An 18,459-nucleotide genomic window follows, 5' to 3' on the forward strand; every position below is an offset into this window, starting at 1 on the left:
AGCCCGGCTCCGACCTCGCGTTTTTTCCTGCCCGTGCGCCGAGCTTGCAGCGCGCCGTTCGGCGCATGATCTAAACCCCAATGGATAGGGAGCCTCACGGACAACCAAAGTTTGAGTTGTGCGCAGGGAAAATATAATTAGTCATAACTGACCTATTAAAGCGAATTTTTCCATATAAATAGTCATATCTGACTGTTAGCAAGGTATATGATTTTTCCTCGCGCACGCCAATAGCACTATAATGGTCAAAACTGACTAATAATGCTGATTTTATGCCCTTAATAAGTCAGATTTAGCCATTAGTAAAAATTAAACGAGGCCTGCCATGTCCTTCATGCATTTGCTCAGCTCCCCCGCAGAGATCGCTCGCGATGTGGGGAAAAATGCAAAAAAGCTACGGCTATCGAAAAACCTCACGAGGAAGACCTTGGCAGAGCTTTCAGGGGTATCGGAGTCGTCGATCCAGCGGTTCGAGACTGCAGGTTCTATTACTCTCGAATCGATGATTCTGCTCGCCACCGCGCTCGATGAGCTGACTCCGCTAACGACTCTGTTTAAACCTTCGCAGCCGAACTCCCTCACAGAGCTGAAAAACTCAAAGCGCAAACGGGGTTCTAAATGAAACCGCGCCAGGATTATCCGAAGCTGAAGCGTTTCGAATCCCTTGAGGTCACCAAAAGCGGTGTGAAAGTCGGTGATCTGTACAGGGAGGAGGGGGTTGGGATTTTTTTCACTTACGACCCGGTATGGCTCGCTACAGGCTTCAACCTGTCGCCGTTCACGATGAAGTTTGACGACAAACCCCAGCTTGCTCGTGCTCCTGAACTGTTCGAAGGATTGCACGGCCCCTTTGCGGACTCTCTTCCAGACGGCTGGGGCATGCTGCTGATGGACAGATTCCTTAATGCCACATTCGGTGAGGGAACTGCTTACACAGTTACTGCCCTGGATCGGCTCGCTTACATGGGCGACAGAGCCATGGGAGCGTTTGAGTACCATCCAAAAGCGGAAAGAGGAGAGCTGAGGGGGGCAATTAACCTTGCAGAGCTCTTCGAGAATTCCGTGGAAGTCCTGTCAGGAGACACTTCGGCAGTGCTTACCAAGCTCAGGCTTGCAGGGGGATCGCCTGGTGGTGCCCGCCCTAAAGCGATTGTCGCAATGTCTCCTGATGGGCAGCATGCAACGTCCGCTTTTGGGCCAATTCTGCCGGGCTATGATCACTGGATAGTCAAATTCAGGGCACCAGATGAGCCGGTTGAAACCGGCGCAATTGAGTATGCTTACTACCTGATGGCCAGGGACGCAGGTGTCGAAATGGCTGAGTCGACTGTCCTGAACATGACCATGCATGACGGTAGTCGCGAGGGCTTCTTCGCAACAAAGCGCTTTGACCGGCAGGGCGATAAAAAGCTTCACATGATCACGGTTTCTGCGCTTATGTACGCTGCGTACAAACTGCCATCCATGGACTACAGCGGGCTACTGAAGCTCACAAACATGCTGACGCGTAGTGCCGCAGAGGTCGAAAAAATGGCCAGGGTGATGGTTTTCAATGCACTGTTTCACAACTACGACGATCACACCAAGAACTTCGCGTTCATCGGGCGTGAGCCAGAGAAGCCTGGCGACGAAGCAAGGTGGACGCTCGCGCCGGCATACGACCTGACTTTCTCGGAGGCTCGGGGTGAACACACAACGGCATATAACGGTCGAGGGAAGGCAACCCGGAGGCTGATTCAGGAGCTGTGCGCAGACTACAAGTACCTCAAGCCGAACGACTACATTGAGCAAACGCTAGCCGCATTTGCCCAATGGGATGACATTTTCAAAAGTGTAAGGATTCCCCTCAAAGCAGGCGCCGGTTACAAAGCTGTTCTGGAACAAGACCATGACTACTTCAAACTGATACGACCTACCAAGCGCTGACACCTCGTAGATGAGAATCGGAACGTTTGAACACCAGCCTTGAAGCTCCGCACCCTGCTTGGGCAACCCCTTCGGTTGCTCCCTTGTCCGAACTTGCCGGACTGGCTGCGGGGCAGGCACGGCGGGCGGAGCCCTTGGCGGCATAACAACCAGCGTTGCCATCTGTCTAAAGTTCAGCGTTACCTGTCAACTTTGACAGTATCCATTGCACCGCCTTCACTGTTACATAGAGCGGCGAGGTGCGCCGTCATGCGCGGCTCGGGAGAGCGGTCATGGACAGGGCTACGGTCAGGTGGTTTGACGCCGTCAAGGGCATTGGTTTTGTCGCCCGCGACCGCGAAGGCAACGCGGTACCCGTTCAGGCAGCGGGCAATCCCTGCGGCGAAATCGATACGCCGCCCAAGGCGCGACAATCCCGCAAGCGAAAAAAGTAATCCCCCGCCTGCTCAGCAAACAATCACTACCACTGGTCGTTAATCCCCGGCTACCTGTCAACTCTGACAGTAGTCAGCTCTGCGTTCTCGCGGTTTGATGGTGCCAGGCACTGTACGCAAGTAGTAACGAGATGCAGGGGAAGGTGATGGAAGCGGTAACGGGGACGATCAAGGTTTATAACCGCAAGACCGGTGAAGGGCTGATTGCGTTGGATGGCGATGATGAACCGGTGTGTTTGGACCGCTTGAGTTCAGCGTGTACCCGGTGGAGAGAAGGCCAGCGGGTGCAGTTCGCCAGGATTCACCGGCCAAAGGGTGTGTTTGCGTTTTGTATCAGGCTTATCTAGCGGGATTTTTTGCGCGCAATGTCAGGAGAAGGGTTATGGCAACGGGTACTGTGAAGTGGTTTAACGAAACAAAAGGGTTCGGTTTTATTACTCCAGATGATGGTAGCCCGGATCTTTTTGCACATTTTTCAGCGATTCAGAGTGCTGGGTTCAAATCTCTGCAAGAGAACCAAAAAGTCAGCTATGACGTAACGACAGGGCCCAAAGGCAAGCAAGCGTCCAACATCCAATCCTTATGAAGATCGTTCCCACGCTCCCGCGTGGGAATGCCTCCTGTGACGCTCTGCGTCACCGTTGCGCAAGGCTCAAGTCGGGACGCGGAGCGTCCCTGGCTGCATTCCTTTGCTGCGCGTGGGAACGATCATCACGATCATTCAGGCAGGTTTTGTCGCTGGTGACGGCGTTCTGTCATCCAGCAGTCGCTCAGCCAACAACCGTCCCACCTCAATCAACTGCGCAATACCCAGCGCACCTTCTCGCTGTGTTCCCTCCAGGTCAAAGGCGAAATCGCAGATCAGGGCGTGGGCGGATGCCAGGTTTTCGGTGAGGTTGACCAGCAGGTCTTCGGTGCTGATGCCGTCGATTAGGGTGAGGATTGCGCTGGGTGGGGGATTTGGGGTGGGTTTGATCATTGTGAAGCTCCTTGCGAAAGTGGAGCCGCCACTGATCGCCGCGACGCGATTGAAGGTGGCAGCTGTACGCAGGTTCGCGGACCGGTCTAGGAGCAACCCGGCATACCCGAAGGTATCCCGCGCACAGCCGCCATAGCGCCGCACAGTAGACGATAAAAAAGCGTCGACTGAAAGGGAGATGGTGCTTTTACTCCGTAGTAAACCGGGCCGCGACGCCCGACCACTGCATTTGCAGTGGTGTACGGAGACTAGGGAGCCCGGTTCCTAGGGGCAACCCGAAAACCTTGTCGGAAATTTCCTCAGTAACAGCAGATACACACCCATCCAACTGTGGGAGCTGGCTTGCCTGCGATGGCTGACTCATGGCTGGCCCTTCAGTGCCTGACCCACCGCAATCGCAGGCAAGCCAGCTCCCACACTGGAACCGGTTGAAGATCGTTCCCCCATCCAGCTCCCACATTTGAACCGGTGACCACTCGACAATCGTCGCCCTGAAACCAAAGTTGGAAGGCTTCTTGCAATACCGCCTCCAGGACGCTCTCCCGCGTCAAAACTTTGCTTCAAGGAACACGAGGAATACCGGTGGTAGATCGCTCTCAAATGCTCAACACGGCCCGTGGCACCCTGACTGATTTGTCGCGGGGCAACCTGGGTGTGCCGTTGTTGTTGCTGGTGATGCTGGCAATGATGATGTTGCCAATGCCGCCGTTCCTGCTCGACGTGTTTTTCACCTTCAACATTGCGCTGTCGGTGGTGGTGCTGCTGGTCTGCGTGTATGCCCTGCGGCCGCTGGATTTCGCCGTATTCCCGACCATTTTGCTGATCGCGACCCTGCTGCGCCTGGCGCTGAACGTGGCATCCACGCGGGTGGTGATGCTCCACGGCCAGGACGGCCACGCCGCCGCCGGTAAGGTGATCCAGGCCTTTGGTGAGGTGGTGATCGGCGGTAACTATGTGGTCGGTATCGTGGTGTTCGCGATTTTGATGATCATCAACTTCGTGGTGGTGACCAAGGGCGCCGGGCGGATTTCCGAGGTGAGCGCGCGGTTTACCCTCGACGCCATGCCCGGCAAGCAAATGGCGATCGACGCTGACCTCAACGCCGGCCTGATCGACCAGAACCAAGCCAAATCCCGTCGCCTGGAAGTCGCCCAGGAAGCCGAATTCTATGGCTCCATGGACGGCGCGAGTAAATTCGTGCGCGGCGACGCCATCGCTGGCCTGTTGATCCTGTTTATCAACCTGATCGGTGGCATCGCGGTCGGGATCTTCCAGCACGGCATGACCTTCGGCGATGCGGGCAAGGTCTACGCCTTGCTGACTATTGGTGACGGTTTAGTGGCGCAATTGCCATCACTGTTGTTATCCACAGCTGCAGCCATCATGGTCACCCGTGCTTCGGGCTCCGAAGACATGGGCAAGCAGATCAGCCGCCAGATGTTCGCCTCGCCCAAGGCGCTGGCCGTAGCCGCCGGCATCATGGCGATCATGGGCATCGTGCCGGGCATGCCGCACGTGTCGTTCCTGAGCATGGCGGCCATGGCCGCCGGTGGTGCCTACCTGTTCTGGCGCAAGCAAAATGCGGTCAAGGTCCAGGCCCAGCAGGAAATCGCCCGCCAGCAAGACTTGCTGCCATCCCCGGCCCGCGCCCAGGAAACCAAGGAGCTGGGCTGGGATGACGTGACCCCGATCGACATGATCGGCCTGGAAGTCGGCTACCGCCTGATTCCGCTGGTGGACCGCAACCAGGGTGGCCAACTGCTCGCGCGGATCAAGGGTGTGCGCAAGAAGCTGTCCCAGGACCTGGGCTTCTTGATGCCCACCGTGCACATCCGCGACAACCTTGATTTGGCCCCCAGCGCCTACCGCCTGACCCTGATGGGCGTGATCCTGGCCGAAGCCGAGATCTACCCGGATCGTGAGTTGGCGATCAACCCTGGCCAGGTGTTCGGCACGCTTAATGGCATTACCGCCAAAGATCCGGCTTTTGGCCTGGAAGCGGTATGGATCGAAGTCAGCCAGCGCAGCCAGGCACAATCGCTCGGTTACACCGTGGTCGACGCCAGCACCGTGGTCGCTACCCACCTCAACCAGATCCTCTACAAGCACTCCCATGAGCTGATCGGCCACGAGGAAGTCCAGCAATTGATGGGTTTGCTGGCCAAAGCCTCGCCGAAACTGGCCGAAGAACTGGTACCCGGCGTGCTGTCGCTGTCGCAGTTGCTCAAGGTGCTGCAAGCCTTGCTCGCCGAACAGGTGCCGGTGCGCGACATTCGCAGCATTGCCGAGGCCATCGCCAACAATGCCGCCAAGAGTCAAGATACTGCCGCTTTGGTGGCCGCGGTGCGTGTCGGGTTGTCCCGCGCCATCGTGCAAAGCATTGTAGGCATTGAGTCTGAGCTGCCTGTGATCACCTTGGAACCAAGGTTGGAACAAATATTGCTCAATAGTATTCAGAAGGCCGGACTTGGCCAGGAAGAGGGCGTTCTGCTGGAGCCAAGCATGGCTGAGAAACTGCAGCGTTCGTTGATCGAAGCCGCCCAGCGTCAGGAAATGGCGGGCCACCCGGTGATTCTGCTGGTGGCAGGCCCGGTTCGAGCGATGTTGTCGCGGTTTGGTCGCCTGGCAGTTCCGAATTTGCACGTTTTGGCTTATCAGGAAATTCCTGACAATAAGCAAGTGACTATCGTCGCGACAGTAGGGCCCAACGGCTGAGGTAGTGGGTTATGCAAGTTAAGCGTTTTTTCGCCGCCGATATGCGTCAGGCCATGAAACTGGTACGTGATGAGCTGGGCGCCGATGCCGCGATTATTGGAAACCGTCGCATTGCCGGCGGTGTCGAGCTGACGGCTGCCCTGGATTACACCCCGTCGGCGCTGGCGCCGCGCGTGCCGAACATGGAACTCGAAGACGAACTGCGCAAGACCGCTTCGCGCATTGTCTCGGCCCAGGCTGAATTGAGCATGCGTGGCGACAGCGATGCCAGCACCAATCGCCAATTGTTCGCCGGCCTGCCGCTGACCGCCGCCGAGCCGTTGGTAGAACCGACCTTCAAAGAACCGCCTCGTCCTGCAGCGCCAGCCCCGGCCGCCGCTGTCGACCAGCGCGCGCTCGACTCGATGCGTTTTGAACTCAATGGCCTGCGTGAGCTGCTCGAAGTGCAGTTGGGCTCGCTGGCGTGGACGCAACTGCAAGGCAGTAAACCGCACCAGGCCAACCTGTGGCGTCGCCTGCAACGCATCGGCCTGTCCGGCCCGTTGTCGCGCGATTTGCTTGCACTGACGGCTGAAGTCGAAGAGCCGCGCCAAGCCTGGCGCATGTTGCTGGCGCACCTGGCGCGCATGATCGCCACGCCGGAAATCGAACCGCTGGAAGAGGGCGGTGTGATTGCCATGGTCGGCCCCGCCGGCATGGGCAAGACCACCACCCTGGCCAAGCTGGCCGCGCGTTATGTGCTCAAGTACGGCGCGCAGAACATCGCGCTGGTGAGCATGGACAGCTATCGCATCGGCGCCCAGGAGCAGCTCAAGACCTTGGGCCGCATCCTCAATGTGACAGTGACCCACGTCGACCCGGGCCAGTCCCTGGCCAATGCGCTCGACCCGCTGCTGCGCAAGCGCGTGGTGTTGATCGACACGGCCGGCCTGCAAGCCAGCGATCCGGCACTGCGCATGCAGCTTGAAAGCCTGGCCGGGCGTGGCATCAAGTCGAAAAATTACCTGGTGCTTGCAACCACCAGCCAGAAACAGGTTCTTACCGCTGCCTACCACAGCTACAAACGCTGTGGCCTGGCCGGTTGCATTCTCACCAAGCTCGACGAAACCGCGAGCCTGGGCGAGGTGTTGAGCCTGGCGATCAGTCATGAGTTACCGGTTGCCTACCTGACCGACGGGCCGCGGATCCCGGATGATTTGCATCTGCCGCGCCGTCATCAGTTGGTCAGCCGTGCTGTCAGCGTGCAAATGCAAGAAGAGCCTAGCGAGGAAGCGATGGCCGATATGTTCGCCGACCTTTACCACAACCCGGCTAAGCGGGTGGGGTGAGGCAGGATGAACACCGTGAAATGTATCTACATCGATGGTCTGCAAGCGATTCACGCGGCCAAGCCATGTAGCCTGCGTCTAAGCAAGACAAGGTAAAGAAATAAAATGGGCAGCATGCATCCCGTACAGGTGATCGCGGTGACCGGCGGCAAAGGTGGCGTCGGGAAAACTAACGTGTCAGTGAATTTGTCCCTGGCCCTGGCAGAGCTTGGCCGTCGCGTCATGCTGCTGGATGCTGACCTGGGCCTGGCGAACGTGGACGTTCTGCTGGGGCTGACACCCAAACACACCCTTGCCGATGTGATCGAAGGCCGTTGTGAGCTGCGCGATGTGCTGCTGCAAGGCCCCGGTGGCATTCGCATCGTGCCGGCTGCCTCAGGCACCCAGAGCATGGTGCACCTGAGCCCGGCGCAGCATGCCGGCCTGATTCAGGCGTTCAGCGACATCGGCGACAACCTCGATGTGCTGGTGATCGACACCGCCGCCGGGATCGGCGAGTCCGTGGTCAGCTTCGTGCGCGCAGCCCAGGAAGTGCTGCTGGTGGTGTGCGACGAACCCACGTCGATCACCGACGCCTATGCCCTGATCAAACTGCTTAACCGTGACTACGGCATGAACCGCTTCCGCGTGCTGGCCAACATGGCCCAAAGCCCGCAGGAAGGGCGAAATCTGTTTGCCAAGTTGACCAAGGTCACGGATCGCTTCCTCGATGTCGCCTTACAATACGTGGGCGCAGTTCCTTATGACGAGTGTGTGCGCAAGGCTGTGCAAAAGCAGCGTGCAGTCTATGAAGCGTTCCCTCGTTCGAAGTGCGCATTGGCGTTCAAGGCTATTGCTCAGAAGGTCGATACTTGGCCGTTGCCTGCCAACCCTCGGGGGCATCTGGAGTTTTTCGTCGAGCGATTGGTGCATCAGACGAGCGCGGGACCTGTGCTATGACATCCAGCGGCTACAACCTTTACAAAAAGTCGGCACGTGACAGTCAGGGCGAACTGATCGAGCGCTATGCGCCCTTGGTCAAGCGCATTGCCTATCACTTGCTGGCACGCCTGCCTGCCAGTGTGCAGGTTGAGGACTTGATCCAGGCCGGCATGATCGGCCTGCTCGAAGTGTCGACCAAATACGACGCGAGCAAGGGCGCGAGTTTCGAGACGTATGCGGGTATTCGCATACGCGGTGCGATGCTCGATGAAGTGCGTAAAGGGGATTGGGCGCCGCGTTCGGTACATCGCAATACGCGTATGGTCAGTGACGCAATTCGTGCAATTGAAGCAAAAACCGGTCGTGACGCTAAAGATCATGAAGTTGCGGCCGAACTCCAATTGAGTCTCGACGATTACTACGGGATTTTGAACGATACCTTGGGCAGCCGCCTGTTCAGTTTCGACGACCTTTTGCAGGACGGCGAACACGAAGGGCTGCACGAGGACGGCGCGAGTGCACATCTGGAACCGTCGCGCGACCTGGAAGACGAACGTTTCCAGAGCGCGTTGGCGGAGGCGATTGCCAATTTGCCGGAGCGTGAGCGACTGGTGTTGGCGCTGTACTACGACGAAGAGCTGAACCTCAAGGAAATCGGTGAGGTCCTGGGGGTCAGCGAATCGCGTGTCAGCCAGCTGCATAGCCAGTGCGCCGCCCGCTTGCGGGGGCGATTGGGAGAGTGGCGCGCGCGCTGACAGGCAGTGTGGGGACACTGCAGACGCTACCGCAAAGGCTCTACGCTTTTGCGGGTTCGTGCCGTGGTGCCCTGGGCAGTCCTTTTTGTGTAACGCCTGTTGATTGAAATGGCGCGTCCAGGTGCTGGGCGCGTTTAAGACTGCTTGGAGGTCGAATTGGACAAGAACATGAAAATCCTCATCGTTGATGACTTCTCAACGATGCGGCGGATCATAAAAAACCTGTTGCGTGACCTTGGGTTCACCAACACGGTCGAGGCGGATGACGGCCTGACGGCGATTCCGATCCTCAACAGCGGGAGCATCGACTTTCTGGTAACCGACTGGAACATGCCGGGCATGACCGGTATCGACTTGCTGCGTCACGTGCGCGCCGATGAAAAACTGCGCAGCTTGCCTGTGTTGATGGTGACCGCCGAAGCCAAGCGTGAACAGATCATCGAAGCCGCCCAGGCCGGGGTTAACGGTTACGTGGTCAAGCCATTCACTGCATTGGCCTTGAAAGAGAAGATCGAAAAAATCTTCGAACGCATCCACGGCTGATGTCACCACGGGGGAGCTATGGAGCATAAAGAAACGTCACAGGGCGATTTTGAATCGACCCTGAAAAAGCATGCTCACCAGTTGGTCGACAGCCTTGAAAAAGGCCAGTTCGGCGACGCGGTGCAGTTGATCCATGAGCTTAACCAGACCCGTGACCGCGGCCTGTATCAGGAAGTGGGCAAGCTCACACGCGAGCTGCACAGTGCAATCGTCAATTTTCAGATTGACCCGCACATGCCCCAGGCCGAAGAAATCTCGCAGATCACCGATGCCACCGAACGCCTGTCCTATGTGGTCCGGCTGACTGAGGCGGCGGCCAACCGCACCATGGACCTGGTGGAAAACGCCACGCCCTTGGTCAATGGCATGGCCACCGAAGCTCAGGCGCTCAGCGTTGACTGGGGCCGCTTCATGCGCCGGGAAGTGGGGGCTGAGGAGTTTCGTGAGTTGGCGCGTCGGGTCGAGGCTTTTCTGTCGCGCACCGAACAGGAAAACCGCACGGTGGCCAGCAACCTCAATGACATTCTGCTGGCCCAGGATTACCAGGACCTCACCGGTCAAGTGATCAAGCGCGTGACCCAACTGGTCACCGAAGTGGAAAGCAACTTGCTCAAATTGGTGCTGATGGCCGGCCAGGTCGACCGTTTTGCCGGCATCGAACATGACCGCGCAGCGATCCTCTCGGAAAAAGATCCACAAAAACATCTCGCCAAGGGTGAAGGTCCGCAGATTCATGCCGATAAACGTGAAGACGTTGTGTCAGGTCAGGATGACGTAGATGACCTGTTATCCAGTTTAGGCTTCTAAGGAGCACCCACATGAGCTTCGGCGCCGATGAAGAAATCCTTCAGGATTTCCTTGTAGAGGCCGGCGAAATTTTAGAGCAACTGTCCGAACAACTGGTCGAGCTGGAAAGCCGACCGGATGATGCGAACCTGCTCAATGCAATTTTTCGCGGTTTTCACACTGTAAAAGGGGGCGCCGGCTTCCTCCAGCTCCATGAGCTGGTGGAGTGCTGTCACATCGCCGAGAACGTGTTCGACATCCTGCGCAAGGGTGAGCGTCACGTCGACTCGGAACTGATGGACGTGATTCTCGAAGCATTGGATGCGGTCAACGGCATGTTCAGCGAGGTGCGCGAGCGTGCGCCGATCACGGCCGCCACGCCGGAGCTGCTGGCTGCGCTGGCACGCCTGGCCGAACCTGCCGATACCTCGGTTGCGCCGGTCGCCGCGCCTGAGCCTGAGGTTGAAGCCGAGCCGGATGTGACCGACAGCGAGTTCGAACAGCTGCTCAACTCCCTGAGCGCGGTGAAAGCCGAAGCTGAAGCACCGCAAGCGGTGGCTGCGCCTGCCGTGCCGACCAGCGAAGACATTACCGACGCAGAATTCGAATCCCTGCTCGACCAGTTGCACGGTAAAGGCCAGTTTGCGCCGGACGCCGTGGCACCTGCTGCTGAGTCGGCAGCGCCTGCTGCGTCTGCCACATCTACAAGCGCCACCGACATTACCGACGACGAATTCGAAGCACTGCTCGACCAATTGCATGGCAAGGGCACGTTTGCTGCCGAAGCCTTGCCGGAAGTCGCCGCCATCGCAGCCGCACCTGCCGCCAGCGCTGCGCCTGCCAGCGTTGAGCCTGCCGCTGACGGCCTGATCTCCGATCACGAATTCGAAGCGCTGCTCGACGAGTTGCATGGCAAAGGCAAGTTCTCTGAAGTGGCCCCGGCCGCAGCAGCGACTGCAACGCCTGTGGCTGCCAAACCTGCGCCAGCCAAAGCCGCCGCGCCTGTGGCTGCCAAGCCCGCACCGGCACCGGCTGCCGCACCTGCGCGTGCCGCAGCGGCGCCGGTAGCCGAAAAGCCTGCCAGTGAAGCCGAAACCACCGTGCGGGTTGATACCGCGCGCCTGGACGACATCATGAACATGGTCGGCGAACTGGTGCTGGTGCGTAACCGCCTGGTGCGCCTGGGCCTGAACAGCGGCGATGAAGCCATGCAAAAGGCCGTGTCGAACCTCGACGTGGTCACCGCAGACTTGCAGACCGCCGTAATGAAAACGCGCATGCAGCCGATCAAGAAAGTCTTCGGCCGCTTCCCGCGTCTGGTTCGCGACCTGGCGCGCCAGCTCAAGAAAGAAATCAACCTGGAACTGGTGGGTGAAGAAACCGACCTCGACAAAAACCTTGTCGAGGCCCTGGCCGACCCGCTGGTCCACTTGGTGCGCAACGCCGTCGACCATGGCGTCGAAACCCCGGAAGAACGCGAAGCCTCGGGCAAGTCCCGCAACGGCAAGGTGATTCTGGCGGCGGAGCAAGAAGGCGACCACATCCTGCTGTCGATTACCGATGACGGCAAAGGCATGGACCCGGCAATTCTGCGCAATATCGCCGTCAAGCGCGGCGTGATGGACAAGGACGCCGCCGACCGCCTGACCGACACCGAATGCTACAACCTGATCTTCGCGCCGGGCTTCTCGACCAAGACCGAGATTTCCGATGTGTCCGGCCGTGGCGTGGGCATGGACGTGGTGAAGACCAAGATCAGCCAGCTCAACGGCTCGATCAATATCTACTCGACCAAGGGCCAGGGCTCCAAGATCGTCATCAAGGTGCCGTTGACCTTGGCGATCATGCCGACCCTGATGGTGATGCTGGGCAACCAGGCGTTCGCCTTCCCGCTGGTCAACGTCAACGAGATCTTCCACCTCGACCTGTCACGCACCAACGTGGTGGACGGCCAGGAAGTGGTGATCGTGCGCGACAAGGCGTTGCCACTGTTCTACCTCAAGCGCTGGCTGGTGGCTTCGGCCAAGCATGAAGAGCAGCGCGAAGGCCATGTGGTGATTCTGTCCGTGGGCACCCAGCGCATCGGCTTTGTGGTCGATCAACTGGTGGGCCAGGAAGAAGTGGTCATCAAGCCTTTGGGCAAAATGCTGCAGGGAACCCCAGGCATGTCGGGTGCGACCATCACCGGTGACGGTCGGATCGCGCTGATTCTTGATGTTCCGAGCATGCTCAAGCGTTACGCCGCTCGGCGTATTTGATTCTGGTGGGGCAGGGCGGTAGTGCCCGCCCCGCCTAACGGAGTGTTTATGGCAGTCAAGGTCCTGGTGGTGGACGATTCGGGTTTCTTCCGCCGCCGCGTCTCGGAAATTCTTTCCGCCGATCCAACCATCCAGGTGGTCGGCACGGCCACCAACGGTAAAGAGGCGATTGATCAAGCCATTGCGTTGAAACCGGACGTGATCACCATGGACTACGAGATGCCGATGATGGATGGCATCACCGCAGTCCGGCACATCATGCAGCGCTGCCCGACCCCGGTGTTGATGTTCTCCTCGCTGACCCACGAAGGCGCCCGGGTGACCCTGGATGCGTTGGACGCGGGTGCGGTGGACTTCCTGCCGAAGAATTTCGAAGACATCTCGCGCAACCCCGACAAGGTCAAGCAGATGCTGTGCGAGAAGGTGCACAGCATTTCGCGCAGTAACCGTCGCAGCCTGTTCAGTGCGCCTGCGCCAGTTGCCGCGCCGACGCCGAGCACCTCGACGTTTGCTCGCCCGGCCCCGGCACCGATAGCCCGGCCCGCAGTGGCGCCGGTGCGGGCCCCGGCACCGAGCGCGCATTCGCCTGCGCCCAAGCGCAAAGCCTACAAGCTGGTCGCCATTGGTACATCCACTGGCGGCCCGGTGGCCTTGCAACGCGTGTTGACTCAACTGCCGGCCAACTTCCCGGCGCCGATTGTGTTGATCCAGCACATGCCCGCCGCCTTTACCAAGGCCTTCGCCGAGCGCCTGGACAAGCTGTGCCGCATCAGCGTCAAGGAAGCCGAGGATGGTGACATCCTGCGTCCTGGCCTGGCGCTGCTGGCACCGGGCGGCAAGCAGATGATGGTCGACGGCCGTGGCGCGATCAAAATCCTGCCGGGCGACGAGCGCTTGAACTACAAGCCGTGCGTGGATATCACCTTCGGCTCGGCGGCCAAGTCCTACGGCGACAAAGTTCTGGCGGTGGTACTCACCGGCATGGGCGCCGACGGCCGTGAAGGCGCACGCCTGCTCAAGCAGGGTGGCAGCGCGATCTGGGCGCAGGACGAAGCCAGCTGCGTGATTTATGGCATGCCCATGGCCATCGTCAAGGCGGACCTGGCTGACGCGGTTTATAGCCTGGACGACATCGGCAAACATCTGGTGGAGGCCTGTCTCTGATGGATGTCTTGAGCCTGATTGGCATCACCATGGCGTTTGTCGCGATTATCGGCGGCAACTACCTGGAAGGCGGCCACCTCGGCGCCTTGGCCAATGGCCCGGCGGCGCTGATCGTGATTGGCGGCACCGTGGGCGCGGCGCTGTTGCAGTCGCCGCTGAGTTCGTTCAAGCGCGCCATGCAGATTCTGGTGTGGATTATCTTCCCGCCGCGCGTGGACTTGCCGGGCGGCATTGACCGTGTCGTCAACTGGAGCCTCACCGCGCGCAAGGAAGGCCTGCTGGGCCTGGAAGGCGTGGCCGATGCCGAGCCCGACAGCTATGCACGAAAAGGCCTGCAATTGCTGGTCGACGGCGCCGAACCCGAGGCGATTCGCAGCATCCTTGAGGTGGATTTCTACACCCAGGAAAGCCGCGACATCAACGCCGCCAAAGTCTTTGAAAGCATGGGCGGCTACGCGCCGACCATCGGCATCATCGGTGCCGTGATGGGCCTGATCCACGTGATGGGCAACCTGGCCGACCCGTCGCAACTGGGCAGCGGCATTGCCGTGGCGTTTGTCGCCACCATTTACGGCGTGGCGAGTGCCAACCTGGTGTTGTTGCCGGTGGCCAGCAAGCTCAAGTCGATCGCCATGCGCCAATCGCGTTACCGCGAAATGCTGCTGGAAGGCATCTTGTCGATTGCCGAGGGCGAGAACCCGCGCTCCATCGAATTGAAGCTCCAGGGCTTCATGGATTAATGCCCATGCACATCGACCTGTGGCCAGTGAGCGTGATGTGGCGAGCGAACTCGATGTGGCGAGCGAGCTTGTTGTGGCCAGTGGGCTTGTTGTGGCGAGTGAGCTTGCTCACGCTGGGCTGCGAAGCAGCCCCAAAACCATACACCGCAACCTGCCTGAACAAACGCATTGCCCGGAGTGGGGCCGCTTCGCGCCCCAGCGCGAGCAAGCTCGCTCGCCACAGTGAAGCGGGCACCAGTGAAGCGCTCAATAGGGGTCAGGGAGGTATCTGCCTGTGAGCCGTCGCCGCCGCGAGCCTGAAGAGCACGTCAACCATGAACGCTGGCTGGTGTCCTACGCCGACTTCATCACCTTGCTGTTCGCGTTTTTTGTGGTGATGTACTCCATTTCGTCGATCAACGAAGGCAAGTACAAGATTATTTCCCAGGCGCTGGTGGGCGTGTTCAACGACGCCGACCGCTCGATCAAGCCGATCCCGATTGGCGAGGAGCGGCCCAAGACCGTGACCCCGGCCAAGCCGCTGGTCAATGACAGTGACGAAACCGCCGCCGGCATCGGTGGCACCAGCGACCCGCTCAAAAGCATCGCCGATGACATCAGTGCCGCGTTTGGCGACTTGATCAAATCCAACCAGATGACCGTGCGCGGCAATGAGTTGTGGGTGGAGATCGAGCTTAATTCCAGCCTGCTGTTCGCCAGCGCCGATGCGTTGCCGAGCGATCAGGCGTTTACCATCATCGATAAGGTGGCGGCGATTCTCAAACCGTTTGAGAACCCGATCCACGTCGAAGGCTTTACCGATAATTTCCCGATCAGCACCGCGCAATACCCGACCAATTGGGAGCTGTCATCGGCACGGGCCTCAAGCATCGTGCGCATGCTCGCGATGCAGGGCGTGAACCCTGGGCGCCTGGCGTCGGTGGGTTACGGTGAGTTCCAACCGGTGGCCAATAACGCCACTGCCGAAGGCCGCGCGCGCAACCGCCGTGTGGTGCTGGTGGTGTCACGTAACCTGGATGTGCGCCGCAGCCTGACCGGCACCGGTACTGCCAACGCAACACCGGATGCAGCCTTGAAGCGGGCTGGCACACAAACTGCACCGCCAACCGTTAAGCCGCCGGTTCGTCAGAGCGCCGTCAATTCTCCGTCACCGGCTCAATAATGTTATGTAATGTCTCGGTCGCGCCTTAGCCTACCGGGAGGAACCAACTGAATGAGAGTCTGGGCAGTTGCCAATCAAAAGGGTGGAGTCGGCAAGACCACCACGTCCATCGCCTTGGCCGGCTTGCTCGCCGAGGCGGGCAAGCGTGTGGTCGTGGTCGACCTGGACCCGCACGGCTCGATGACCAGTTATTTCGGCTATGACCCGGATGCGCTGGAGCACAGCTGTTACGACCTGTTCCTGCACAAGGGCAGCGTACCGGCAGATTTGCCCGGGCAATTGCTGCTGCCCACCAGCAACGAGAGCATTTCGCTGTTGCCGTCGAGTACCGCGCTGGCGACCCTTGAGCGCCAGTCGCCGGGGCAGAGCGGCCTGGGCCTGGTGATCGCCAAGACCCTGGCGCAACTGTGGCAGGACTTCGACTACGCAATCATCGACAGCCCACCGTTGCTGGGCGTGCTGATGGTCAACGCCTTGGCGGCCAGCCAGCAGTTGGTGATCCCGGTACAGACCGAACACCTGGCGGTCAAAGGCCTGGAGCGTATGGTCAGCACCTTGGCGATGATCAACCGTTCGCGCAAACAGGCGCTGCCGTTCAGCATCGTGCCTACACTGTTCGACCGTCGTACCCAAGCGTCGCTGGGCACCTTGCGGGTGTTGCGCGATGCTTACCCGGAAACGATCTGGAACGGCTACATTCCGGTGGACACGCGCTTGCGTGACGCCAGCCGCGCCGGGCTCACGCCGTCGCAGTTCGACGGCAAGAGCCGTGGCGTACTGGCTTACCGTGCGCTGCTTAAGCATCTGCTGTCCCAGCAACTTGTGGCGCAGGTGGCGTGATGAACCGTCCCGTTGAGCTTAAGACCCGGCCGCAACTGGCACTGGAATCCTACCTGGATGCCTTGTTGCAGGATGCGACGGCAGAAGAATTGCCCGAGCCGATTCTGGTCCTTGAACCGGCCGTAGTCGAACCCGAAAGCACCTTGGATGAATTTCAGTTAGCGGTGCTGGAAGAACAGGCTCGTGATGCCCACGTGGTGGTGCCGATTGTGCCTGCGCCCGTGGTGGTCACGCCCGTGGTGGTTGAACCGGTGGTCGATGTGCACCTGCCGCCGAGCATCACGCCGCCGCCGGTCACGGGTGACGGTCGCCCATCGTGGGCGGCCGAGCCGTTCGAGTGCCTGCTGTTCGACGTCGCCGGGTTGACCCTGGCGGTGCCGCTGGTGTGCCTGGGGTCGATCTACTCGCTGGAAGGTCAGGAGCTGACGCCGCTGTTCGGGCAACCGGAGTGGTTCCTCGGCATCCTGCCCAGCCAGGCCGGCAACCTCAAGGTGCTGGATACGGCGCGTTGGGTGATGCCCGACCGCTACCGCGATGATTTTCGCCAGGGCTTGCAATACGTGATCTCGGTGCAGGGCTACGAGTGGGGGCTGGCGGTGCATCAAGTCAGCCGCTCGTTGCGCCTGGACCCGAATGAAATCAAGTGGCGCAGCCACCGGGGCCAGCGGCCTTGGCTGGCGGGCACCGTGATTGAACATATGTGCGCGTTGCTCGACGTCGCCGAACTGGCCGAGTTGATCGCCAGTGGGGCGGTCAAGACGATGCCACAGAACAAACGCAGTTGATTGAACAATAAGGGCCGTGCGGTTGCGCGGTCGAAGAAGCACACACTGAAGGGGTCAGGGGTATGAACAAGTCAGCATCCGCACAAGGTTTGGATGATCCGATCCTGCAATGGGTTACCTTCAAACTGGACAATGAAACCTACGGCATTAACGTGATGCGCGTGCAGGAAGTGCTGCGCTACACCGAAATCGCCCCGGTCCCAGGCGCGCCGAGCTACGTGCTGGGCATCATCAACCTGCGTGGCAACGTGGTGACGGTGATCGATACCCGCCAGCGTTTTGGCCTGATGCCTACTGAAGTCAACGACAACACGCGTATCGTGATCATCGAAGCCGACAAGCAAGTGGTCGGTATCATGGTCGACAGCGTGGCTGAAGTGGTTTACCTGCGCCAATCGGAAGTGGAAACCGCGCCGAACGTCGGTAACGAAGAGTCGGCCAAGTTCATCCAGGGCGTGTGCAACAAGAACAACGAGCTGTTGATTCTGGTTGAGCTGGACAAGATGATGAGCGAAGAAGAATGGTCGGAACTGGAGAGCATCTGATTGTTCCTTGATGCGGCGGTGATTGTCCTGGCCCTGTTGTGGGCCGGGACGTTGGCATTCCTGCTGCGCTATATGCGCCAGCAACGGGAACTGGCCGTGCAGCAGGCCGAGCGCGATGCTGTGCGTGACCGACGGATTCTGGATTTGGTCAAGCGTGTGGATCACTTCCAGCAGAGTGCGGTGAAGGTCGGGGATGAAGTGCATGAACTGCGCGCGATTCTTGGGCCGTTGCCGGATAAGTTGGCGCAGATTGAGCAGCGTGATCCTTCAAGCCTGTCGTTTGCCCAGGCGGCCAAATTGGTCGGCATGGGGGCGACGGTGGATGAGCTGACGCAGTCGTGTGGGTTGACCCAGGCTGAGGCGCAGTTGATGAGCAAGTTGCACAAGAGCTGATTGCGGCGATCCTCTGAGACACCGCGGTCGAAATGTGGGAGCTGGCTTGCCTGCGATGGCATCAACTCGGTGTACCTGATGTACCCAAGTGCCTGCATCGCAGGCAAGCCAGCTCCCACAGTTGACCGAGTATTGTTCTGTTGCTCTGGCCATTACATCCTTTTCGCTGGCGAAATCAGCGGTCT

At 59.5% G+C, this 18,459-nt stretch carries 19 protein-coding genes; 18 read left to right on the top strand and 1 reads right to left on the bottom strand.

The annotated features are described in order from the left end of the window. Positions 1 to 325 precede the first annotated feature (325 nt). From ACQY47_RS23660 to ACQY47_RS23675, 4 genes are all read left to right on the top strand, one after another. Positions 326 to 622, top strand: a complete 297-nt coding sequence (locus tag ACQY47_RS23660; protein WP_099548883.1) for a helix-turn-helix domain-containing protein — start codon at positions 326 to 328, stop codon at positions 620 to 622. Continuing rightward, positions 619 to 1,926: a type II toxin-antitoxin system HipA family toxin gene (locus ACQY47_RS23665; protein ID WP_428552377.1), complete on the top strand. Its 1,308-nt coding sequence runs from the start codon at positions 619 to 621 to the stop codon at positions 1,924 to 1,926. Before ACQY47_RS23660 ends, ACQY47_RS23665 begins: the two co-directional genes overlap by 4 nt. Before the next feature lie 272 nt (positions 1,927 to 2,198). After that, positions 2,199 to 2,360 (top strand): cold-shock protein, encoded by a 162-nt coding sequence (locus ACQY47_RS23670; RefSeq protein WP_428552380.1) that lies wholly within the window; start codon positions 2,199 to 2,201, stop codon positions 2,358 to 2,360. Between the two features lie 382 nt (positions 2,361 to 2,742). Beyond that, positions 2,743 to 2,946: a cold-shock protein gene (locus ACQY47_RS23675; protein WP_428552383.1), complete on the top strand. Its 204-nt coding sequence runs from the start codon at positions 2,743 to 2,745 to the stop codon at positions 2,944 to 2,946. A gap of 135 nt (positions 2,947 to 3,081) precedes the next feature. Here the strand turns inward: ACQY47_RS23675 and ACQY47_RS23680 are convergent, their stop codons facing one another. Further along, entirely contained in the window at positions 3,082 to 3,339 is a 258-nt protein-coding gene (locus tag ACQY47_RS23680) for a DUF6124 family protein (RefSeq protein WP_428552386.1), read from the bottom strand. A 600-nt stretch (positions 3,340 to 3,939) separates the two neighbouring features. Between ACQY47_RS23680 and flhA the strand changes: the two genes are divergently transcribed. The 14 genes from flhA (at position 3,940) to ACQY47_RS23750 (ending at position 18,274) form a co-directional block, all read left to right on the top strand. After that, positions 3,940 to 6,054, top strand: coding sequence for a flagellar biosynthesis protein FlhA (flhA, locus tag ACQY47_RS23685; protein WP_032865399.1), 2,115 nt, complete (start codon positions 3,940 to 3,942; stop codon positions 6,052 to 6,054). Between the two features lie 11 nt (positions 6,055 to 6,065). Continuing rightward, positions 6,066 to 7,382, top strand: a complete 1,317-nt coding sequence (gene flhF, locus ACQY47_RS23690; protein ID WP_017134956.1) for a flagellar biosynthesis protein FlhF — start codon at positions 6,066 to 6,068, stop codon at positions 7,380 to 7,382. Positions 7,383 to 7,487: 105 nt separating this feature from the next. Further along, a complete protein-coding gene (gene fleN / locus ACQY47_RS23695; protein ID WP_003192912.1) occupies positions 7,488 to 8,321 on the top strand; it encodes a flagellar synthesis regulator FleN in 834 nt (277 codons plus the stop codon). Continuing rightward, the gene (gene fliA, locus ACQY47_RS23700) at positions 8,318 to 9,058 is read left to right on the top strand and encodes an RNA polymerase sigma factor FliA (RefSeq protein WP_017134957.1); all 741 of its coding nucleotides are present in this window, start codon (positions 8,318 to 8,320) and stop codon (positions 9,056 to 9,058) included. Before fleN ends, fliA begins: the two co-directional genes overlap by 4 nt. 168 nt (positions 9,059 to 9,226) lie before the next feature. Further along, positions 9,227 to 9,601, top strand: a complete 375-nt coding sequence (locus tag ACQY47_RS23705) for a chemotaxis response regulator CheY (protein ID WP_003192908.1) — start codon at positions 9,227 to 9,229, stop codon at positions 9,599 to 9,601. A gap of 18 nt (positions 9,602 to 9,619) precedes the next feature. Then, complete coding sequence (locus ACQY47_RS23710) at positions 9,620 to 10,408, top strand: protein phosphatase CheZ (protein WP_017134958.1); 789 nt, start codon at positions 9,620 to 9,622, stop codon at positions 10,406 to 10,408. 11 nt (positions 10,409 to 10,419) lie between these two features. Next, positions 10,420 to 12,645 carry a chemotaxis protein CheA gene (locus ACQY47_RS23715; protein WP_428552393.1) on the top strand — a complete coding sequence of 742 codons (2,226 nt, stop codon included), beginning with the start codon at positions 10,420 to 10,422 and terminating at the stop codon, positions 12,643 to 12,645. A gap of 48 nt (positions 12,646 to 12,693) precedes the next feature. After that, on the top strand, positions 12,694 to 13,809 hold the full coding sequence (locus tag ACQY47_RS23720) for a protein-glutamate methylesterase/protein-glutamine glutaminase (protein ID WP_428552396.1): 1,116 nt from the start codon (positions 12,694 to 12,696) through the stop codon (positions 13,807 to 13,809). Then, positions 13,809 to 14,549 carry a flagellar motor protein gene (locus ACQY47_RS23725; RefSeq protein ID WP_005790033.1) on the top strand — a complete coding sequence of 247 codons (741 nt, stop codon included), beginning with the start codon at positions 13,809 to 13,811 and terminating at the stop codon, positions 14,547 to 14,549. The genes ACQY47_RS23720 and ACQY47_RS23725 overlap by 1 nt, the downstream gene beginning before the upstream one ends. A 274-nt stretch (positions 14,550 to 14,823) precedes the next feature. Continuing rightward, a complete protein-coding gene (motD, locus tag ACQY47_RS23730; RefSeq protein ID WP_428552400.1) occupies positions 14,824 to 15,711 on the top strand; it encodes a flagellar motor protein MotD in 888 nt (295 codons plus the stop codon). 51 nt (positions 15,712 to 15,762) lie between these two features. Next, complete coding sequence (locus ACQY47_RS23735) at positions 15,763 to 16,551, top strand: ParA family protein (RefSeq protein ID WP_017134961.1); 789 nt, start codon at positions 15,763 to 15,765, stop codon at positions 16,549 to 16,551. Next, positions 16,551 to 17,336: a CheW domain-containing protein gene (locus ACQY47_RS23740; RefSeq protein WP_099548890.1), complete on the top strand. Its 786-nt coding sequence runs from the start codon at positions 16,551 to 16,553 to the stop codon at positions 17,334 to 17,336. Before ACQY47_RS23735 ends, ACQY47_RS23740 begins: the two co-directional genes overlap by 1 nt. 62 nt (positions 17,337 to 17,398) lie before the next feature. Beyond that, the gene (locus tag ACQY47_RS23745; RefSeq protein ID WP_017134963.1) at positions 17,399 to 17,881 is read left to right on the top strand and encodes a chemotaxis protein CheW; all 483 of its coding nucleotides are present in this window, start codon (positions 17,399 to 17,401) and stop codon (positions 17,879 to 17,881) included. Continuing rightward, entirely contained in the window at positions 17,882 to 18,274 is a 393-nt protein-coding gene (locus ACQY47_RS23750) for a DUF2802 domain-containing protein (protein WP_017134964.1), read from the top strand. It abuts the gene before it with no gap. Positions 18,275 to 18,459 lie beyond the last annotated feature (185 nt).

This window comes from Pseudomonas edaphica (genome assembly GCF_965277385.1).
Taxonomy (GTDB): Bacteria; Pseudomonadota; Gammaproteobacteria; order Pseudomonadales; family Pseudomonadaceae; genus Aquipseudomonas; species Aquipseudomonas edaphica.

Excerpts from the sequence above, each read along its gene's own strand:
- fliA (WP_017134957.1), top strand. The coding sequence starts at position 8,318 with ATGACATCCAGCGGCTACAACCTTTACAAAAAGTCGGCACGTGACAGT.
- ACQY47_RS23665 (WP_428552377.1), top strand. The coding sequence starts at position 619 with ATGAAACCGCGCCAGGATTATCCGAAGCTGAAGCGTTTCGAATCCCTT.
- ACQY47_RS23740 (WP_099548890.1), top strand. The coding sequence starts at position 16,551 with ATGAACCGTCCCGTTGAGCTTAAGACCCGGCCGCAACTGGCACTGGAA.
- ACQY47_RS23725 (WP_005790033.1), top strand. The coding sequence starts at position 13,809 with ATGGATGTCTTGAGCCTGATTGGCATCACCATGGCGTTTGTCGCGATT.
- ACQY47_RS23675 (WP_428552383.1), top strand. The coding sequence starts at position 2,743 with ATGGCAACGGGTACTGTGAAGTGGTTTAACGAAACAAAAGGGTTCGGT.
- ACQY47_RS23710 (WP_017134958.1), top strand. The coding sequence starts at position 9,620 with ATGGAGCATAAAGAAACGTCACAGGGCGATTTTGAATCGACCCTGAAA.
- ACQY47_RS23660 (WP_099548883.1), top strand. The coding sequence starts at position 326 with ATGTCCTTCATGCATTTGCTCAGCTCCCCCGCAGAGATCGCTCGCGAT.
- flhF (WP_017134956.1), top strand. The coding sequence starts at position 6,066 with ATGCAAGTTAAGCGTTTTTTCGCCGCCGATATGCGTCAGGCCATGAAA.
- ACQY47_RS23670 (WP_428552380.1), top strand. The coding sequence starts at position 2,199 with ATGGACAGGGCTACGGTCAGGTGGTTTGACGCCGTCAAGGGCATTGGT.
- ACQY47_RS23705 (WP_003192908.1), top strand. The coding sequence starts at position 9,227 with ATGAAAATCCTCATCGTTGATGACTTCTCAACGATGCGGCGGATCATA.
- ACQY47_RS23745 (WP_017134963.1), top strand. The coding sequence starts at position 17,399 with ATGAACAAGTCAGCATCCGCACAAGGTTTGGATGATCCGATCCTGCAA.
- ACQY47_RS23680 (WP_428552386.1), bottom strand. The coding sequence starts at position 3,339 with ATGATCAAACCCACCCCAAATCCCCCACCCAGCGCAATCCTCACCCTA.
- ACQY47_RS23735 (WP_017134961.1), top strand. The coding sequence starts at position 15,763 with ATGAGAGTCTGGGCAGTTGCCAATCAAAAGGGTGGAGTCGGCAAGACC.
- ACQY47_RS23715 (WP_428552393.1), top strand. The coding sequence starts at position 10,420 with ATGAGCTTCGGCGCCGATGAAGAAATCCTTCAGGATTTCCTTGTAGAG.
- ACQY47_RS23720 (WP_428552396.1), top strand. The coding sequence starts at position 12,694 with ATGGCAGTCAAGGTCCTGGTGGTGGACGATTCGGGTTTCTTCCGCCGC.
- flhA (WP_032865399.1), top strand. The coding sequence starts at position 3,940 with ATGCTCAACACGGCCCGTGGCACCCTGACTGATTTGTCGCGGGGCAAC.
- fleN (WP_003192912.1), top strand. The coding sequence starts at position 7,488 with ATGGGCAGCATGCATCCCGTACAGGTGATCGCGGTGACCGGCGGCAAA.